This window comes from Archaeoglobus fulgidus DSM 4304 (assembly GCF_000008665.1).
In the GTDB taxonomy this organism is placed as follows: Archaea; Halobacteriota; Archaeoglobi; order Archaeoglobales; family Archaeoglobaceae; genus Archaeoglobus; species Archaeoglobus fulgidus.
The window spans coordinates 2,160,164-2,178,400 of the sequence record NC_000917.1; the positions used below are offsets into that span (position 1 = coordinate 2,160,164).

At 49.2% G+C, this 18,237-nt stretch carries 20 protein-coding genes; 6 read left to right on the forward strand and 14 right to left on the reverse strand.

The annotated features are described in order from the left end of the window. The first annotated feature begins 1 nt into the window (after nucleotide 1). On the forward strand, nucleotides 2-370 hold the full coding sequence (locus AF_RS12190) for a Zn-ribbon domain-containing OB-fold protein (protein ID WP_010879904.1): 369 nt from the start codon (nucleotides 2-4) through the stop codon (nucleotides 368-370). Here AF_RS12190 and AF_RS12195 read toward each other — a convergent pair. The 8 genes from AF_RS12195 to AF_RS12230 are packed head-to-tail and all read right to left on the reverse strand — an operon-like array spanning nucleotide 367 to nucleotide 9,136. Then, complete coding sequence (locus tag AF_RS12195; protein ID WP_010879905.1) at nucleotides 367-993, reverse strand: ERCC4 domain-containing protein; 627 nt, start codon at nucleotides 991-993, stop codon at nucleotides 367-369. The genes AF_RS12190 and AF_RS12195 overlap by 4 nt on opposite strands. Beyond that, the gene (locus AF_RS12200) at nucleotides 990-1,334 is read right to left on the reverse strand and encodes a response regulator (protein WP_010879906.1); all 345 of its coding nucleotides are present in this window, start codon (nucleotides 1,332-1,334) and stop codon (nucleotides 990-992) included. Before AF_RS12200 ends, AF_RS12195 begins: the two co-directional genes overlap by 4 nt. Then, entirely contained in the window at nucleotides 1,312-2,955 is a 1,644-nt protein-coding gene (locus tag AF_RS12495) for a PAS domain S-box protein (RefSeq protein WP_010879907.1), read from the reverse strand. Before AF_RS12495 ends, AF_RS12200 begins: the two co-directional genes overlap by 23 nt. A 40-nt stretch (nucleotides 2,956-2,995) precedes the next feature. After that, the gene (gene leuS / locus AF_RS12210) at nucleotides 2,996-5,794 is read right to left on the reverse strand and encodes a leucine--tRNA ligase (RefSeq protein WP_010879908.1); all 2,799 of its coding nucleotides are present in this window, start codon (nucleotides 5,792-5,794) and stop codon (nucleotides 2,996-2,998) included. Between the two features lie 58 nt (nucleotides 5,795-5,852). Continuing rightward, entirely contained in the window at nucleotides 5,853-6,341 is a 489-nt protein-coding gene (locus AF_RS12215; protein WP_010879909.1) for an adenosine-specific kinase, read from the reverse strand. Between the two features lie 8 nt (nucleotides 6,342-6,349). Next, a complete protein-coding gene (locus AF_RS12220) occupies nucleotides 6,350-6,979 on the reverse strand; it encodes a hypothetical protein (protein ID WP_010879910.1) in 630 nt (209 codons plus the stop codon). After that, nucleotides 6,976-8,196, reverse strand: a complete 1,221-nt coding sequence (locus tag AF_RS12500) for a DUF58 domain-containing protein (RefSeq protein WP_010879911.1) — start codon at nucleotides 8,194-8,196, stop codon at nucleotides 6,976-6,978. The genes AF_RS12220 and AF_RS12500 overlap by 4 nt, the downstream gene beginning before the upstream one ends. Continuing rightward, a complete protein-coding gene (locus tag AF_RS12230) occupies nucleotides 8,177-9,136 on the reverse strand; it encodes an AAA family ATPase (protein WP_048064578.1) in 960 nt (319 codons plus the stop codon). Before AF_RS12230 ends, AF_RS12500 begins: the two co-directional genes overlap by 20 nt. Before the next feature lie 100 nt (nucleotides 9,137-9,236). Between AF_RS12230 and rio2 the strand changes: the two genes are divergently transcribed. The 5 genes from rio2 to AF_RS12255 are packed head-to-tail and all read left to right on the forward strand — an operon-like array spanning nucleotide 9,237 to nucleotide 14,684. Continuing rightward, nucleotides 9,237-10,085 (forward strand): RIO-type serine/threonine-protein kinase Rio2, encoded by an 849-nt coding sequence (rio2, locus tag AF_RS12235; RefSeq protein WP_010879913.1) that lies wholly within the window; start codon nucleotides 9,237-9,239, stop codon nucleotides 10,083-10,085. After that, complete coding sequence (locus AF_RS12240) at nucleotides 10,082-11,965, forward strand: DUF460 domain-containing protein (protein ID WP_010879914.1); 1,884 nt, start codon at nucleotides 10,082-10,084, stop codon at nucleotides 11,963-11,965. Before rio2 ends, AF_RS12240 begins: the two co-directional genes overlap by 4 nt. Further along, nucleotides 11,965-12,753, forward strand: a complete 789-nt coding sequence (locus AF_RS12245; protein WP_010879915.1) for a sugar phosphate isomerase/epimerase family protein — start codon at nucleotides 11,965-11,967, stop codon at nucleotides 12,751-12,753. Before AF_RS12240 ends, AF_RS12245 begins: the two co-directional genes overlap by 1 nt. Nucleotides 12,754-12,783: 30 nt before the next feature. Continuing rightward, nucleotides 12,784-13,515 carry an enoyl-CoA hydratase/isomerase family protein gene (locus AF_RS12250; RefSeq protein WP_010879916.1) on the forward strand — a complete coding sequence of 244 codons (732 nt, stop codon included), beginning with the start codon at nucleotides 12,784-12,786 and terminating at the stop codon, nucleotides 13,513-13,515. A gap of 50 nt (nucleotides 13,516-13,565) precedes the next feature. After that, the gene (locus tag AF_RS12255; protein WP_010879917.1) at nucleotides 13,566-14,684 is read left to right on the forward strand and encodes a metallophosphoesterase; all 1,119 of its coding nucleotides are present in this window, start codon (nucleotides 13,566-13,568) and stop codon (nucleotides 14,682-14,684) included. On the opposite strand, the gene AF_RS12260 is transcribed toward AF_RS12255, so the two are convergent. The 6 genes from AF_RS12260 to cas4 form a co-directional block, all read right to left on the reverse strand. Further along, nucleotides 14,681-15,154 carry a pyruvoyl-dependent arginine decarboxylase gene (locus AF_RS12260; RefSeq protein WP_010879918.1) on the reverse strand — a complete coding sequence of 158 codons (474 nt, stop codon included), beginning with the start codon at nucleotides 15,152-15,154 and terminating at the stop codon, nucleotides 14,681-14,683. The two genes, AF_RS12255 and AF_RS12260, sit on opposite strands and share 4 nt — an antisense overlap. Before the next feature lie 186 nt (nucleotides 15,155-15,340). Next, complete coding sequence (locus AF_RS12265) at nucleotides 15,341-15,784, reverse strand: nucleotidyltransferase domain-containing protein (protein WP_010879919.1); 444 nt, start codon at nucleotides 15,782-15,784, stop codon at nucleotides 15,341-15,343. Continuing rightward, nucleotides 15,759-16,157, reverse strand: a complete 399-nt coding sequence (locus tag AF_RS12270) for a type VII toxin-antitoxin system HepT family RNase toxin (protein WP_048064579.1) — start codon at nucleotides 16,155-16,157, stop codon at nucleotides 15,759-15,761. The genes AF_RS12265 and AF_RS12270 overlap by 26 nt, the downstream gene beginning before the upstream one ends. Before the next feature lie 77 nt (nucleotides 16,158-16,234). Beyond that, nucleotides 16,235-16,501, reverse strand: a complete 267-nt coding sequence (gene cas2, locus AF_RS12275; protein ID WP_048064580.1) for a CRISPR-associated endonuclease Cas2 — start codon at nucleotides 16,499-16,501, stop codon at nucleotides 16,235-16,237. A 2-nt stretch (nucleotides 16,502-16,503) separates the two neighbouring features. Continuing rightward, the gene (cas1b, locus tag AF_RS12280; protein WP_010879922.1) at nucleotides 16,504-17,472 is read right to left on the reverse strand and encodes a type I-B CRISPR-associated endonuclease Cas1b; all 969 of its coding nucleotides are present in this window, start codon (nucleotides 17,470-17,472) and stop codon (nucleotides 16,504-16,506) included. 7 nt (nucleotides 17,473-17,479) lie between these two features. Then, complete coding sequence (gene cas4, locus AF_RS12285; RefSeq protein ID WP_010879923.1) at nucleotides 17,480-17,983, reverse strand: CRISPR-associated protein Cas4; 504 nt, start codon at nucleotides 17,981-17,983, stop codon at nucleotides 17,480-17,482. Nucleotides 17,984-18,237 lie beyond the last annotated feature (254 nt).

An 18,237-nucleotide genomic window follows, 5' to 3' on the forward strand; every position in this document is an offset into this window, starting at 1 on the left:
AATGGTTCCGAGGTCGTGGAGGAAGATACGCTATCGCTACGATGTTAGGGGGAGCTACTGCGAGAACTGTGGAAGCTACCACTACCCGCCGAGAAACTTCTGTCCGACGTGCAGGAGGAGGGGAAAGCTCGTTGAAGTGCTTTTCCCCGATGAAGGGAAAGTTGTCAGCTACACCGTTGTGAGGGAGAAAGAGCCCTACGTGGTGGCGCTCATTGAGCTGGAAAACGGTGCGAGGATACTTTCGCAGCTTTCCTGCGAGCCGGATGAAGTTGAAATTGGCATGAGGGTTAGAAGGGCTTTCAGGAGATATGGCGAGGACGGCGAGGAGGGGATAATCCACTACGGAACCAAGTTCGTTCCGGCAGACTAGCGGAAGAACCTGTAGATTTCCCTCGCTTTTTTCTCCCCAATTCCATCAACTCTTTTAAGCTCCGCTATGCTGGCGTTTGCTATTCTCTGGATGCTTCCGAAGTAGTCGAGAAGCTTTTCCGCCTTCTTCTCTCCAATTCCGGGAATGGCTGTGAGCATCGCTATCTTTGGATTTTCATGGCTCTTCAGCCTCGGCAGTATTTTCAGGTCGCCTTGGGAGACTCTGGAGTCAATAGACTTCAAAGCCAGGCAGAAGTCGTCCTCGTTTTTGAATACCAGCGGCACAACCTGTCCCTGAGCGTTTTTGATTGCCATGCTCACCATCGCACCTATTACTGCACTCCTGCTGATTCCCCTCTCCTCAACTGCCTCGTCGATGTCTCCTATAACCGCCAAAATCGAAAGGGGATACCTTGAAGAAAGGAGGTGGCACTGACGAAAAAGCCTGCCGTCGATTATTGAGCTGATGAAGTCGTTAACGTCCTTTCTTTCAACGGGAACCTCATATATCGAGTGCTTTATTAGGTAATCTCCAACCTCCAAACGTTTAACATAAACATCAAGCCCAAGAGATTTCAGCTTCTCAACAATTCTTTCCGGCTCTCTGGAGTCAACAAAAATCATAGGTACTTCTTGATAGTTTCGAGTAGCTCATGCATTCTGAAGGGCTTTTTAAGCACCTCCACAGCTCCTGCCTCGAGCATCTCTTTCCCTCTCCTGCTTGCAAAGGCCGTGATGGCAATGACCTTTGCAGCGGGATTGTACTCAAGAATTCTTCTCGTAGCCTCCACACCGTCTATACCGGGCAGCTCAACGTCCATGAGCACGATATCCGGTTTGTGCTCTTTGAAAAGCTCAATAGCCTCATTCCCGTCGCTCGCCTTGATCACCTCGTAATCTGAGAGCATATGTCCAAAAATCTCCAGCAAGTCCGGCTCATCTTCAACCAGCAGTATCTTCTTCATCTCTAAACCCCCTTAAAAGCCTTCTAACATCCTCTGATTCCAACCATCCAGCTTCAAGCTGCTCAATTATCTCTTCAATTTTCCTGACCTGTTCAAGGATTTTATCCTTTTCCATGTTGCCGAAAAGGTCGGCAAATCCTGTTATAACGGCCAGTGGATTCCTTATTTTATCGACAAGTATGGCAAATTGCTCGATGTTCTTTTCTATCTGCCTTAGAGACTCCTGCCTCGCCCTTTCGAGCCTTATCGCGTCGATGGCAAAGGCCACATCATCTGCCAGTGTCTGCAGGAGTCTTATCTCCTCCTCTGAAATCCTGAAATCCGAGTATATAGCCAGAATCCCAAGAACTCTGTTGCGGTGCGTCAGGGGAAAGATGTAGGCGTTTAGCTTTTCGTGTTCAGCCCAGTTAACGCAGTTTTTGGGGTGCTCTCCTGCCAGCTTTATGACCGTCCTCTGGTTCTTCAGCGCTTCGGCAACACACACTCCATTCAAAAGCTTCTCATCAAAGCTCTCCATTCCGAAGCTCTTCACGATTCTTTCCTCTTCTTTGTCGATGAGGGCAATCCACGCAAAGGTGCAGTACGATGACACTTCCCTGATTACGGTTGTCAAAAGCTCGTCCAGGCTTTTTACCCTCACAATAACTTCGTTTATAGCGTTGATAGTTCTCAGCAGCTTGTTTGTTCTTAACAGTTCTTCCTCAAGTCTCTTCCTCTCGGTGACGTCCTTAAAGTTGGCAAGAAAGCCCGTAACCTTCCCGTTCTTGACAAGTGGCCGAACGTTTCCCTCAACAACCTTTTCAACACCGTATTTAGTTTTGAATCTGAATTCAAGCCCGTACAGAGGCCTTTTTTCCTTAAAAGCCTTGTTGTACATCCTGAAAACATTTTCGGCCTCGTCTTCAGAAAAGAACTCCCTGAAATTTTTTCCGATTACCTCCTCCTTCCTGTAACCGCTAATCCTCTCGAACTCCCTGTTCACCTCTACAAAGTTTCCTTTGAGGTCGGTTACAATTATCATGTCAAGAGTATTCTCGAAAAACTCCCTGTACCTTTTCTCCATCTCCAGCTTTTCCGTTACGTTTCTTATTACAAGAAGTATGGCCGGTCTGCCTTTGTATGTGATGTAGCTTGCACTGACCTCGACGAAGACCTCTCTCCCATCCGGCAAAATGAACTTTTCAATTGCCGGAGGAACTGGCTTTTTTTCCTGAAACATTTTCTTCATTCTCTCAGCAACGAAGTTAACATATTCGGGGTGTATAAAATTGAAAACCGGCATCCCTATCAGCCTTTCAAGCGGAATTCCAGCGACCTCAGCTGCTCGCTTGTTGGCGAAGAGGATTTTTTGCCCGTCGTGGATGATGATTGCATCAGGGCTAAGCTCAAAAAGCGTTCTGTAAAAGTCGCTCTCTGCGACCTTCCTCAAAACGATGACCTTTTCTTCACCCAAATCGGTAAAACTAACGCTGTAAATCTCCCCGCCAACTTCAACTTCATAGGAAATCTCAAACAGCATTCCAACATCAAGTCCAAGCTCTTTTGCTCTATCATTAAGCTTAATTATCCTATTATCTTGATTAACAATGATTGTAGGATCGGGGAGTTTGTTAATATCCATTATCACAATTAGGGAAATTCAAAAATAAAAAACTTTTTGATTAAGCAACATAAATCGCGGGCTTGCCCGGAACTGCCTGCCTCCTCTTCTCCTCAGGAACTCTCTGAGTATCAAGAATAACCTTCAGTCCGGTCTCATTCTCAATAAATTTCAGGTTCTGCTGCAGAACTTCCCACTCCTTAACTAGCATCAGCTTCTTTCTGTCTTTGAAAATCTTCTTGACGAAATTTGACACTTCTTTGCCGAGCTTCCTAAGCTCCTCGTCCTGCATAAGCTGCTTCATCGCCTCCCCAACATCCCCGCTTTCAGCAACGACCTTTGCTGCCTTAACCTTCCAGTCTTCGGCGGGAGCAATGTAAACCTCCTTCGCATCGCTAACAAACTTCTTGATTTCCTGAATGTCCTCAACAAGGTTTCGGAGGTATTCCTCAATTCTCTCCGCCTCCTCGTCAACCCTGGTTTCGTCGTATTCTGGGTAGCTTTCGAGGCTGACGTAGCTGTCATGCTTCAAGTGCCACAGCTCCTCGCAAATGTGCGGAGCAAAGGGGGCGAGGAGCTTGATCCAGTCGTCCAGTATTATAGCGAGGTTCTCACCTCCTCTCCTCAGATACCATCTCACGTCGTTCATGAGCTCGAAGAAGGCGGCATTCACGGCCCTCCTCGTCTGCAGGTTGTCCATAGCCTCCCTCACTTCCTTTATTGCCCTCTGCATCCTGCTCACAAGCCAGCGGTCGAGGGTTGTTAGCTCTCCCACCTCTTTCAGGTAGTTCTCCTTCACGAGGTTGTAGAACCTCCTGAGGTGGTTTGCAAGCCCTTCAACCTCTCTGCTCTTCCAGTCCGCATCGCTGTCGTACTCTGCAGCGTGGAGGATGTAGAGCCTCGTCACATCCGCACCATACTGCTGCACCGCCCTCTTCATCGTTAGCAAGGGCCCTTTGCTCTTGCTCATCTTCTTGCCCTCAAGGCTGACGTATCCGTTTACGGCAATTGCCCTCGGCCACTTATCTGGCGGGAAAATGGCGACGTGGTGGAAGAGGTAGAAGAGCAGGTGGTTTGCAACCAAGTCCTTGCCACTGCTTCTTAGGTCAACGGGATACCAGTACTCGAAGTCGTCCCTGATCTGCTGGATTAACTCCACGCTGAGTTTTGAAGCTTCCGCAACTTTCCCAACCTCACCTTTGCCCAGCAGCACGTAGTCGAGGAACTCGGGAGTCATGTTCTCGGCCTTGAGCAATCCTGCGTTGATGTACTTGGCAAGGATGTAGTAGGCCATGTAGATTGTTGAGTCTGAAAGGCTCTCGATGAGCCACTCCTTATCCCACGGAATTCTCGTTCCAAGCCCCTTCCTTCTGGCACAAGCCTTGTCCCTGAGCCACTCAATCTTGTTCCTGAACTCCTCCTTGTAGTAGTCGGGGATGATTCGCATCTTTTCAAGGTGATTCAGAACCTTCTCCTTCCACTCTCTGTTGGAGTAGTTCAGGAACCACTGGTCCCTAACAACCTTAACAACGCACTTCGTTCCGCACCTGCAGATTACGGGCTTCTCGCTGAACTCGTAGAAAACATCCCCCAAGCCAAGCTTAACCAAATCCTCATGAACTCTCTCCTTCGCCTCAGAAACTTTCATTCCAGCATAGTTCATCGTGTTGTCCAGCATGATTCCCGTGTGGTACTCCTTCTTGTAGAGGGTCTTGGTTGCCTTATCCAGCAGCTCCTTGTCCTTCTGGCTCTTCACTCCAAGCTCTCTTATTAGCTTCTCAGCAGGAACACCTTCAATGTCCGTCTTAATCAGAACTATTGGCTTTATGCTCTCTACAACGCTTTTGTCAATTCCGTACTTCGCCAGCGTTTCCTCGTCTCTCTTCAAGTCCTCAATGGCAGCCAGGTCAAAAGGAGCGTGTGCGGGAACGCTCATCACAACTCCTGTTGCGTTGTCGGTGTCAACAAACTCTGCAGGCAGAATTGGCACTTTTCTGTTTACCAGCGGGACTATGACGTACTTGCCGAAGAACTGCGACGCATCAACCTCCTCCAGCAGCCTGACTTTTTTCTCCGTGTAGGTGAGCTTCTCGTAAGCCTCTTTGCTCACAAACCACTTTTCCCCATCCACCTCGGCAATTACGTAGGTTGTCGGCTTTACCCAGATGTTCGTGACGCCAAACACGGTTTCGGGACGGAGAGTTGCACAGGGGAAAATGAGGTCTCCATCTTCAAGCCTGAACTTTATAACGGTAAATTCAACAATAGTTGCCTCCTCCCCAGCGAGAAGGTCGTGGTCTTCAACAGGATTCTGGTCGTGGGGGCAGTATCTGACGGGGTGGGTGCCCTTCACAATCAGGCCAAGCTCCTTGAGCTTCCAGTACTGCCACTCGATGAATCTCTGATACTCTTCATCGGTTGTGGTGAAAACCCTCCTCCAGTCAATGGAGTAGCCTATGCTCTTCAAAGCCTGCAGCGCCTCCCTTGAGAAGTACTCAACGATTTTCTCTGGAGTTGTGAGCTGAAGCAAGTCCTCCAGCGGAACGTCATGGTATTTGGTGTAAACCTCTATCGTCCTCTCGTCCCTCTTGGCTATGAGCTCCGCAAGGCCAATGATTGGGGTGCCCGTAACATGAAAGCCGAGGGGAAAGAGAACGTTGTAGCCCTTCATTCTCATGTATCTGGCGAAGGCATCGCCAATTGTGAAGGTTCTCGTGTGACCTGCGTGAAGATTTCCATTAAGGTAAGGATAGGGAATTGTGAGAAAAAACTTCTCCTTCTCATTAGGATCGGACTCAAAAATTCTGTCCTTCTCCCACGCCTTCTGCCACTTCTCCTCAATTATCCTGAAATCGCTCATGGAAAGTGGCTAATAAATGGGATTAAAAAATTTGGCGTTTGGCCTGATTGACCAAAAGCTAATCAAGCCTGTAACCCAGCTTCTCGCAAAGCTCTCTTCTCTGCCTCTTCTCCTCCTCATTCTCGATTCTTGTCACAGCAGCGCCGTCAACAGCCCCAAGAACAGCCCTTCCAAGCTCAGTTTCGGCAACTATTATCTCTATGGGGTTGGCCGAGGCAACGAAGACGTTGCAGACTGCAGGATGCAGCTTTATTGTGTTGAGAATGTTTATCGGGAAGGCGTTGGAAGTGACAACAACAAAAACGTGGCTTGCAGCAATCCTCAGAGCGTTCTCTGCCGCAATTTTCTTCAGCTCCTCATCATTCCCCGTCACTCTAACAAGCTTTGGTGCAGCCTCGTTCATCGCCACCGCAACCTTTATTCCCGGCACCGCTGTGAGCAAAGCTCTGAAGAGGTCATCCACCGTAAAAACGGAGAAGTTCGCCTGTCCAACGACAATCTGGTACTTCAGGTCGGGATTCAGAATCTCAACCTTCTCCAGCTTCATGGTAGATATTACCCTCCCGAATTTATATCTTCTTCCTCAACACCTCTGGAAAGCAGGTACACTCCGGCAAAGAAGGCAGCTATGCCTAAAACTGCAGCGACAATTCTTTCAAGCCCGAAGTCGATTTCGCTCATCAGGAAGGGGTAAAGAAAGTAAACGAGGAGAGCGAAAAAGAAAGCCGGCAGGTAAACAAGATAGGCTCTCTCAATCTCCACCCCTCCCGTCTTAGCGCCTTTTATCGACTCCCAGTTCCCCTGAAAGACCTCTGCAAGGATGTAGAGCCACGTTACTGCTAAGAGCCCATCAACGCTCGTTGAATGGCCGATAAACGCCACCTTCAGGCTCTCTGCTATGGCCGAAGTGCCCGTGTTGTAAAGAGCATCAATTGCGTTAAGGGTGTCTATGATGCCCTCAAACGTCTCCGAGCGAGCCAAAATTGGGGAGATGTTGAAGAAAATGAGCACAGAATAGTAGTAAAAGCTGAACGGCCTTCTCACGGCAAGCCCTACAAGGGGTATGGCGAACAGCAGAAGCTCAGCCGGATAGGGAATGAAGTAGCGGAGGGGTGAGGCTGTGAAGTGCTGGTATGTTATAAATCCTGCAATTTCCGCCAACAGGAGGTTCAGGAGCGTTATCATCTTGCAACACCTGCCAGAACGGTTTCCGCAGCTTTCCCCGCTTCAACTTCTGTTACCGCAACCCCCGCTGCTCTCAGCCTTCTGAGCGTGCTCTCCCTCACAGCATCCTCAACAACACCTCCTATTCCGCTATACCCTCTGAAAGTAATGGCTATAACCGAGACCGGGAGATTTTTCCTCCCCATTGCTTTCATCACCGCCCTCATGGGATTGCTCAGCTCGACCCTCGTGATGAATATGGAAGCCGGTTTCACGGACTCGATGTACTTCCTCGCCTTTTCCACGGCTGACAGCAAGCTTTCCTCCCTCTCAGAAACGTCGAGCTTGACGAGCGTGGAGAAAATCTTGCTGAACTGCCTCCTACCCGATTCGGGATAAATCAGCAGTTCATGCCCTACAGCGTAGAATCCCACCCTGTGCCCTCTCGCAGCAAAGTAGTAGGAAAGGGAGGCTGCAACTTCAACGGCTGTTTCAAAGCAGTTCCTCCTCAAATCTCCGTGCAGCATGTAGGAGTTGGCGTCAAGAAATATCCAAACAGCCTTTTTCCCTTCTCTCTCGAACTCGTTGACCATCAGCTCTCCGAGCTTTGCCGTAGCCTTCCAGTTTATGAACTTCACAGGGTCGCCAAACGCGTACTTCCTGATTTCCCTGAAATCCGTTCCCGGAACTCCAACCCTGGAAACGTCTATTTCAGGCGCAGGCCTCCTCGCAACACCTCTTCTCTGCTCAACTTTCCTTACCCTGTAAACTCTGCTCTTAACCTCCCTCTCAGCGTCAAACTCAATCTTCCCCCTAACCCTCCTCGTGGCAAAGATGTTCTCGGCCTCGAAAAACACCTTTCCAAGGTCGTAGAGCCCCCTTTTCAGAGGCACGCATCGGTAGCTCAGCCTGATTGTACCCATGCCCACTATGAATTTCCCCTTTGCGTTGCTTCCCTCGACAAGCTCGAATGTGTCGGGAAGCGAGTGCATGGTCTTTATTACGCCAAATCCTTTAACTGCAAGCTCGATGCTGACTTCAAGAACTTCTCCAACCCTCTCCCCTCCCTCAAAGCTAGCAGTGCTGAGTTCAACCTTAAAGGGAATGTTGGGAAACACGAGCAGGAGAACCGGCAAAACGGCCAGCTTCAGCAATTCTGCAGAGTTAATGATAACTGCAAGCTCCACCAGAAAGAGGGATGTGAGGAGCAGAGACCTGCTAACTCTCCTGAGCTTCATACTTGGGAACCCTCACGCTGTTGAGTATCTCCTCAACCACCTCTTCAGCCCTGAGCCCCTCAACAGCGTACTCGAACTTGAGAATTACTCTGTGGGCCAATGCCTCCACCGCCACCCTCTTGACGTCATCGGGAATGACGAAATCCCTGCCGTCCATCACCGCCAGCGCCCTTGCAAGCTTCAGCAGCGCCAACCCACCTCTCGGACTCGAGCCGAGCTCAACAAGCTCGTGCTCTCTCGTTGCCCTAACGAGCTCGGAAATGTACTTCAAAATGGATTTATCCACATACACAGCCTCTACGGCATCCTGAATCCTCCTGAAGGTCTCAAGGCTCACAACCGGCTCGACGTCTTCTGTAGGGTCATCTTTTCTCCACGATATTCTTCTTCTGAGTATCTCCATCTCCTCCTCGATGCTCTCGGGGTAGCCGGGCCTCATTCGGAGCATGAACCTGTCCATCTGCGCCTCTGGCAGAGGGTATGTGCCCTCCTGCTCTATCGGATTTTGCGTTGCGAGGACGAAGAAGGGCATGCTGAGCGAGAAAGTCTCGCCCTCCACTGTGATCTGCTTTTCCTCCATTGCTTCAAGCAGAGCCGCCTGAGTTTTGGGAGGGCTGCGGTTTATCTCGTCGGCCAGCAAAACGTTGGTGAATATCGGTCCTTTCACAAACTCAAACCTATCGCCTCGCCAGATTTTGACACCAATTATGTCAGAAGGAAGCAGATCGGGAGTGAACTGAACTCTCCTGTAGTCCGCCCCGATAACCCTCGCAAAAACCTTTGCAAGGAGGGTTTTACCCAGGCCGGGATAGTCTTCGAAAAGAATGTTGCCGTTCGTCAAAGCTGCGGCGAGCATCTTTTCAACGAGGTTTTTATCGCCAACATAAACGTCGCAAACAGCCTTTACGATTCTGGAGCAGATGGTTGAGATTTCAGTCATACCACAATTTGGCACACACCAATATATGTGTGTTTTGGAAGAATGGTAGGAGGGTTAGAGCTATGGGAAACGTCAAATAGCAGATTGCTGAAATAGCTCCGTGAACATTGCCGAGCTTTACGGGAAAATGGGCAAGCACTCGTGGAGAATAATGGATGCCATTTTCAAAAACCTGTGGGATTACGAATACGTCCCCCTTCAACTCATCTCCTCCCATGCACGCATAGGGGAGGAAAAGGCGAGAAACATCCTCAAATATCTTTCAGACTTGAGAGTTGTTCAGAACAGGCAGAAGGATTACGAGGGCTCCACCTTCACCTTCATCGGTCTGAGCCTTTACTCCCTCCACCGCCTCGTCAGGAGCGGAAAGGTTGATGCGATCGGAAAGCTGATGGGCGAGGGAAAGGAGAGCGCGGTTTTCAACTGCTACTCTGAGAAGTTCGGTGAGTGCGTGGTCAAGTTCCACAAGGTTGGACACACGAGCTTCAAGAAGGTCAAGGAGAAGAGGGACTACGGAGACCTGCACTTCTCCGTTCTGGCAATAAGGTCTGCAAGAAACGAGTTCAGGGCTTTGCAGAAGCTTCAGGGGCTTGCGGTGCCAAAGGTGTACGCCTGGGAGGGAAATGCGGTTCTCATGGAGCTAATTGACGCCAAAGAGCTTTATAGAGTAAGAGTCGAGAATCCGGATGAGGTTCTGGACATGATTCTCGAAGAGGTTGCAAAATTTTACCACAGAGGGATTGTTCACGGAGACCTGAGCCAGTACAACGTCCTCGTCAGCGAGGAGGGAATATGGATTATTGACTTCCCCCAGAGTGTCGAGGTAGGGGAGGAAGGGTGGAGAGAAATTCTTGAGAGGGACGTAAGGAACATAATTACCTACTTCAGCAGAACGTATCGCACGGAAAAGGATATTAATTCTGCAATCGATAGAATTCTGCAAGAATGAGTGTGGTGTTTGGAGTCGATATAGTGGGCGGTTCCGTCCACGGGAAGATAAAGCCGAAATACGCAGTTGTTGTTCTGGAAAACGGGAACGAGTTTGAGAAAATCGTCTCAAGGAGCAAGCTCTTCAGGATGGTTAAAAAGGAGAAGCCGGATATTATAGCCGTCGATAACATATACGAGGTCTTTAAAGATAAAAAAGACCTGATATTTTTCCTTAAAAACGCTCCCTCCAAAACGAAGCTCGTTCAGGTTACCGACAGGGAGAACTCGCTTCCGAGCCTGTCTAAGAGGTTCGGGCTGAACATAAACATAAGAAATCCCGTTGATGAGGCCAGAGCCTGCGCCTACCTTGCGAGCTTCGGCATGGGGAGCGAGATATCGGTTTTCACCGACAAAACTAAGATAACGGTTTCGAGGAACAGAAGCCTCGGAAAGGGGGGCTGGAGGCAGAAGAAGTACGGGAGGAAGATACACAACGCTGTAAGGGAAGTTTACAAGGAAATCAGGGACAGGATTGTTGAGGCGGGGTTCGAATTTGTGGAGGAGGTAAGGAAGGGATACGGAGGGATTTCAAGGGGGGTTATACTTGTTAGCGCGCCGAGAGACAGGGTTCCGATAAACTCCTTTAAAACAAGAGACGTGCAGGTGGCGGTGGAGGCTGTTGAAAAGGAGAAGATCGAGTTCATCCCCCTCAGAAGGACGCTCAGATACCTCATAGTTGGAATCGACCCCGGTGCAACCACTGCCATTGCGGCGCTGGATTTGAGGGGGGAGCTTGTGGACATGAAGAGCAGAAAGGGCTGGAGCCCTGCGGAGGTTATCGAGTTCATCTCCTCGCTCGGGAAGCCGGTTGTGGTCTCTACAGACAAGAGCTCACCTCCAGAATTCGTATCGAAAATAAGGGCCTCATTCAATGCCGTCCTCTACACACCTAAGGAGGACATGAGTGTGGAAAAGAAGAGAATCCTGACGTCCAAGTACTCCACATCCAACGACCACGAGAGGGACGCTTTGGCGGCGGCGATTGATGCGTTCAACAGCTACAAGAGCAAGCTGATAAACGTCGAAAAGCGCCTTCCGGCCGGGATAGACTCGGACAGGATTAAGGCGGAAATTATCAGGGGAACTCCTTTGAAGGAGGTGCTTTCGGTAACCAGAGAAGAGAGCAGAGAGGAGAAGGTTCAGGCTGAGACAGTAAGCAGGGAGGAAATACTGAAGAGAGACAGAGTTATAGAGAGGCTGAAGGAGGAGAACAGGATACTCTCAAGGAAGATAAAGGAGATGAAGGACGAGATAGAGAAGCTGAGGGCAAGGGTAGCTTCTATTTCGAGAGAGGAGCACGAGAAGATAAGGAAGGACACCTACGTGCAGAATCTTGAGAGAGAAATCTTCGATTTAAGAAAGAAGCTGAAAGAAAAGGATGAGGAGATTGAACAGCTGAAGGAGAGAATCGCTTTGCTCAGAAAAATGAAGATGCTCGAGTTCCAGGGATGGAAGGAGGTAAAGGTTTTGAGGAAGTTCACCAAGGAGGAAATCGAGAGGGCGGAGAGGGAGATGGGAATTTCGGAGGGCGACATAATCTTAATCGTTGATTCCAGCGGTGGGAGCGCGTCCCTGGCGGAGATGCTGTGCGAGAAGAAGGTTAGAGCGATAATCTACGGCAGCGAAATGTCCCACCTCGCAGCAGAGACTTTTGAGAAGTACAACATTCCGAGAATTTCGATTGATGAGGTGGAAATAATGATGGGTGATGACATCGCAGTGGTTAACGCCGAAGAATTCGAGAGAGTTTACGCCGAGAAGCTGGAAGAAACGAAGAGGAGGAAGATAGACTTTCTCGAAAAGCTCGTCGAGGACTACAGAAGGAGAAGGGTGGTTTGATGAGGCTGCTTTTTTCCACAATGTTTCTTTACGAGTACTCGACAGACATGATAGCCAAGGCCGTAAATCTTGCAGGCTATGACGGTGTGGAGTTCTGGCCAGAAACGCCGTACTTCTGGGTTGACAGGGCGATGGAAAAGCTCGAATGCCTCAGGGATTTCGACAACGCCATTCACGTGCCCGTCTTAGACCTCAATCCAGTTTCGGTCAATCCAGATATCTGCAATCTCACGCTTAGGGAAACGCTCTACTCGATCGCTCTGGCGGCAAAAATTAAGGCTAAGCCAGTAACGGTGCATGCTGGCAGAAGAAGTGCGGCGAGAGAGCCCGTCTGGGCGGATTACCTGTCATTGAGCAGATATTTGAGGATATCAAGCAGATACGCGAAGATCAAGGGAGTTACAGTTGGACTTGAGAACTCGGAGAACAGCATCAACAACCTCTGCAAAACGGCGGATGAGGTGAGGAAGTTTGCGGAGGAGTACGACGTAATGGTTACTCTCGACATCAAACACGCCTTGCTGAACGGAGGAGTTGAGGAGTTTTTAGAGCTGTTCGGCAGAATATGCAACGTTCACGTGAGCTACTATGACGAAAAAATGAGACACGTTCAGCCGAGCAGGGGAAAGGAGGTTGGAGATGCGCTGAAAGAGCTCGCAGAGCTCGGATACGACGGTCCTTTGACCGTGGAGCTTGACGACCTCGGAATAGGCAACCTTGATTTCAGCAAGAAGGTCGAAATTCTCAGGAAAGAGAGAAGGTTCGTGGAGAAGTTCTTCAAGCGGTAAAGGTTTATACCTCCCCATTCTACCCTGCTCATGAGCAAAGTCAAGCTGGAAATCGGAGAAGTGGCGAGAATCAGGTTGAACAGGCCAGAAAAGAAGAACGCGCTCGACCTAGAACTTCTGACGCAGCTCAGGGATGCTGTAAAGGAAGTTTCAGAGTCGGAGGCAAAGGTTGCGGTTTTGAGTGGAGAGGGCGACACCTTCTGCGCCGGTTTGGACAGGAGTCTCCTCTTCGCTTTGACCCAGGAGGGGACGGAGAACCTTCCGGAGGCAATCGACTTCGTTCAGGACTTGATTTACAGCATAAGAACGCTCAAGATGCCTGTGATAGCTGCGGTGCAGAGGTACGCGATTGGAGGGGGATTGCAGCTTGCCCTCGCTGCCGACATACGCATAGCCACACCGGGAACAGTTTTCAGCGTGAGGGAGCCGGATTACGGGATTATTCCGGACATGGGTGCCCTCTCGCTCCTTCCGAGGCTTGTCGGTGACGGTGTGGCGAGGGAGATGGTGTTCACGAGGAAGAACCTTACAGCGGAGGAGGGAAAGGTTCTGGGACTTGTGAACGAGATTTACGAGGACCTAGAAAAGGGCATTGAGGAGTACACCCAGAAGATGCTCTCAGTCCCTCCACACGTCTTCACTTTCGCGAAAGAGGTCATTGAGAGGAGCTGGACAGAGAGCCTGCTGGAAAACCTGAAGTCGGCAAAGGAGGCTCAAATCAAGTGCGTCGAGGAGACGCTGAAGCTGTTTCGAAAAACCTGACATTTATTTTTAAAGTCAAAACCTTAAAATCCAGAAACCAAATTACCAACATGAGAATCGTACATATTTCCGACCTTCACTTTGGTGAAGAGCTGATAAGGGAGAAGGTCGAGAAAGCGGTGAGACAGATAAACGAGATTGAGCCTGATCTCCTCGTAATCACCGGGGACCTCTCATGCTGGGGCATCCATTCAGAGATGAGGGACGCTTACGAAACGCTGCTCGACCTTAAGCCCGACTACATAGCTGTTCCCGGAAACCACGATGCGAGAAACATTGGATACGAGTTTTTCCAGCTCTACTTCGGGGAAACCAAAAAATACTGGAAGAATGATGTTGTATCGCTGATAGCCGCTGACAGCACGCAACCCGACTTGGATGACGGATATATCGGGAAGGAGCAGAGGGACTGGATTGTCAGCAAAATTAGGAAGGACAGATTCAACATTCTCGCTCTCCACCACCACATCGCCCCAATTCCCAAAACCGGGAGGGAGAGAAACGTCCTGATTGATGCGGGAGAGATGGTTGAGCTTTTAATTGCAAACGGCATCAGTGCCGTGCTTGCCGGCCATAGGCACATGCCATACTCGCTTAGGCTCATGAGAACGCACGTAATCCATGCAGGCACTCTCGGCTCCTTCAAGGTGCTCGGCATGCCGGACCACAATTACAACGTTATAGAAATCAAGGACAACACACTAACTCTGAAGCTGAGGTTCGTTGACTACGGAGAGGTTGAGATTGGCAGGTACACAATCAATCCCGAAACGCCCGAGTCCATCAGCGTTTACCAAAGAATAGCAAAACCCAAGAAGGTCCTGTTCCTCTCGAGAAGCAACGACTGCAGGACGAAAATTGCGGAGGCGATATTCAACCACATCTCCCCCAACAACATGCTCGCAGTTAGCGCTGGAATCGAGCCGGCTCAAGACCTGGATTTGAGAGCGGTAGCAACGATGAGGGAGCTCGGACTCAAAATCAACGGAAAGCCGAGAAAGTTCAGTGAAGACATGGTGTCGGACTTTGACGCCATTGTTGAGTTCGACGAGCTCGGTGTCGGGGAGTTCTGGGACGTTAAGAAGCCCTCGAGCGCTGAGGAGTACAGGGAGGTCAGGAGTGAGATATGGAGAAGAGTTGAGGAGCTGGTAAAAAGGCTACTGGCTTAAATCACGAATACCGCCGCTGCAACGGCGGTGGTGAACTCCTTAACTTTCCCCCTTGCAGTGATGGCAAAAGTTCTCGCCACCTTGCTTCCCTGTGTCTTGAGCATCTCCTCGGCAAGCCTTTTGGCGTGCTGCTCGGCCCCCTCATACCACTCTCCGCTGTGCTCAGCTATATACCCATTCATATCCTTATCCTCGGGAAACGCTGCCCCGACGCTGGCAAAAATCTCCCTTCCCTCGACGTTGCTCGCATATCTTGCCATCACGCAGAAGACTATCTGACCGGGACTCAGCTTCCTCAGCCCCTCTTCTTTGCTCACGACTCTGCAGCCTGGCGGAACGATGCTGCTCACTGGAACGAGGTTGAACCGCTCTATTCCAGCATCCCTCAGAGCCAGCTCGAAGCTGACCAGCTCATCCTCGTGCCTGCCAACTCCTGAAACGAAGAAAACCTCTTTCGGAATCAGCGCCATATTGCCTGACCTCAGGGGCAAAATTTAACTTTTCCCACCGAGGCCAGATGTAATAAAAAAGAGTTTTATGGTGCGGAGGTTTTTATACCGCTCGAAGACTACACCGCCGAAGAAGCTCTGAAATCATACAAAATTCGTGGTGGAAGTCGTGAAGAAGGCTTATGACGTGAAATAACGTTTTAAATTTTACGGAAAAACTGAGCCCCCATCTTTCAAAATCTCCAGCAACCTCTTCCTCCTCTCAATCGCCTCCATCTTCTCTCTGTAGCTACTGTGGTAGCTTATCCTGTGCCTCACATCCTCCCACATCTTTCTCCAGTGGTAGAAGTACTCAGATATTTCAAGCTCGTCACCGAACAAAACGATGTAGTTCTCCATAACGGATGCTTTCACCTTCAAGGGCAAAAGCTCGAAAACACGAACATCGTAAATCGGCTTAGCCTTCCATAGCTCTTTCTGAATCTCAAAATTTCTCTTCCTGTCCTTGACCCTCGTTATAACTGCCACATCAATATCCGAGCCCTCCCTATACTCTCCAGTGACATAGGAGCCGTAAATGACGGCCTCGTATCTGGAAAACTCCCTGAGGTCTTTCCTTATCTGCTCAAGGCTCAATTTTTTCGAGGACATCCTCCACCCTCTGAATAAACTTCAGCAGGAGAGCTTTGACCTCTTCCACAGAGCTGAGAACGAGTTCCTTGTCCACTCTGTTGTATCTATGCACCAGCCAGTTCCTTAGTCCGTTGCACTTTTTCAGACCTTCTGCAAGCTCTTCATCGATTATGCCAAGCTCTTTCAGCATTTCCACATTCGAGTAATCATCCTCCACCCTCCCACCGAGGTCTTTGACGAGCATTGCGGATATGTCCATGGCTGACTCGATGGAGGTCAGGAGATTGTAAAAAACGCCGCTTACCTCAATCGGAGTCTTAACTCTCTCGGGTATCTCGCTCAAAGCCTCCACAATATACTCAATTTTTTCCAGATATCTCTCCCGCCTCAACTTTATTCCCTTGTCTCAATTCTATTTATTATTTTTCCTTATTATCTTTCAGAGCTTCAATCATCGTTTTAGCGGACCTAAATCACTTCCTCACCGCCGAGCCCTTTCTCTATCCCCATAACTTCCCTTTTGAAGGCATCAGCGCTTCTGAAGCGATAGATGACCACCATATCTTCATCCTCGTTTATTATCTCCCTCAGACCCATTTTAACCTCTTCAAGATCAGCGGAGCTGAGCTCCCCCTCGAAAAGGGAGTTCTGAACCCAATTCAAATAGCGCCTCAAAAACTTCTTGACCCTGTTCACCCTCTCAACGTTCACGTCGTAGGCAACTATGACGTACACAATCACCACCACATAACGAACGGTGAGTATTTCTCAACGGCCGTAAAGTGCTTGACAAGCTTGTAGCATTCGAGCCTTATAAGGCGCTGGTAAGACACTTTCCTGTTTAGCTTTCTGTGCTTGACGGTCTTCTCAAGCCTCTCGTTGAAGTGCCTGACGAACTTCTTTTTCCCCTCCTCGCTGAGCAAAATCCCGCCGAGCCTGCTGTCGAAGTCTGATTCAGTAACAATCCCGTTGTTCACCAAGTAGAAAATCAGCCTGTCAACAATTACGGGCTTGAAAAGCTCGGCAATGTCGAGGGCGAGACTGAATCTTCTCTCAGACGGCTCGTGGAGGTAGCTTATTGCCGGATTTAGCTGGGTGTGGTAAATTTCAGAAAGAACGGCCGAGTAAAGCAGGGAATTTCCAAAGCTGATCATCGCATTCACTTCATTTTCAGGAGGCATTCTGCTCCTCTTCCCGAACTCAAAATTTTTGAGTATTTCATCGAATTTAGTGTAGTAGGCGTTTCTCGCAGCAGCCTCTGCCCCCATAAGCTCAACAATGCTTTTAGCAGAGCTCAGATGCTGCAGAGATGCGATGACGTCTGAGTCATCCTGCTCCGCCTTCTTCAGAACCCTTGCCATATTGAGAATAGCTCCCTCCACAAAAGCTCTGGCAAGGTGCAGCCTCTTCTCGCTGTCAAGGTGATGCTCAGCCTGCCTCAAAACAACCTCACCCGAAACGAGGCTCTCCCTCGGATAGAATGAGCCGATATAGTAGCCGTAACGGTTGAAGAAGTGGATGCAAACTCCTTCCTTTGCAAGAAGGCTTATTGCTTTGGAAGTTATGCTCAAAGAGCCAAGAGCGTAGATTGCGTAGATTGAGTTGATAGGAATTGGCCTTTTGCCATCCTCATTCTCAAAGTAAATGGTGTTCTCGTGCCTTCTCAGCTTCCCATCAGACACGAGGTAGTAATTTTTCTTTCTCATGGCCCGATCACGAAAAGCACAGCTCGTAGTAGGCGCACTTCGTGCAGTAGCTCTTCTTCTCAGGCTTTGGCATTGATGAGCTCTTGATTGCCTTAATCTCTTCAAGAATGCTTTTCAACTTCACCAGTAAATTCTCGTCCAGCTCCACACTTACATTTTTCCTGCTCTTCGGATAGCTTATCCTCCCCCTCGCCCTAACACCGTGCTTTGAGAGGTAGTAAAGGTAGTAGGCAAGCTGATAATAGTCGGCCTTCTCCATCCTGTCTGACTTCTTGACCTCAACAACCTCCAGCTCCTCCCCCCGCCTCACGATGTCCAGAGCCACCCTGCCAATCCGAACCTCCTTGTCGTCTCTGCTGAAATGCTGCCTGTGAACAAGCTTTCCCAGCTTAACAGAGTCGCTCTCATGCTCCATGGCAATGTTGCGGGAGAAAAGCCACAGCTTTGTTTTGCAAACGAAGTAGTAGCTCACCTCCGTTCCCCTTACAAATAGCTCTCCCTCAACAACCATGATTAAAATATTCGTTTGTTATCATATATAACAATTGCGATTCCTGCGGAAATAGTCTGGATTTGGAAAATTCGGTTCTTTGAGTGTTTGAATGTGTTGGAAAAAGCTATAAGGGGTTGTCACAGTAATTTATCTTGAGTTTTAATTGGGTAGAATTATGTTTTATATTTGGTTGTTTTTGAGATTGGGTTGAGTTGGTTATTATTTGAGTGGTAAAGCTTGAGGAAAAGATTTTAAAGCAAAAATGTATTCAG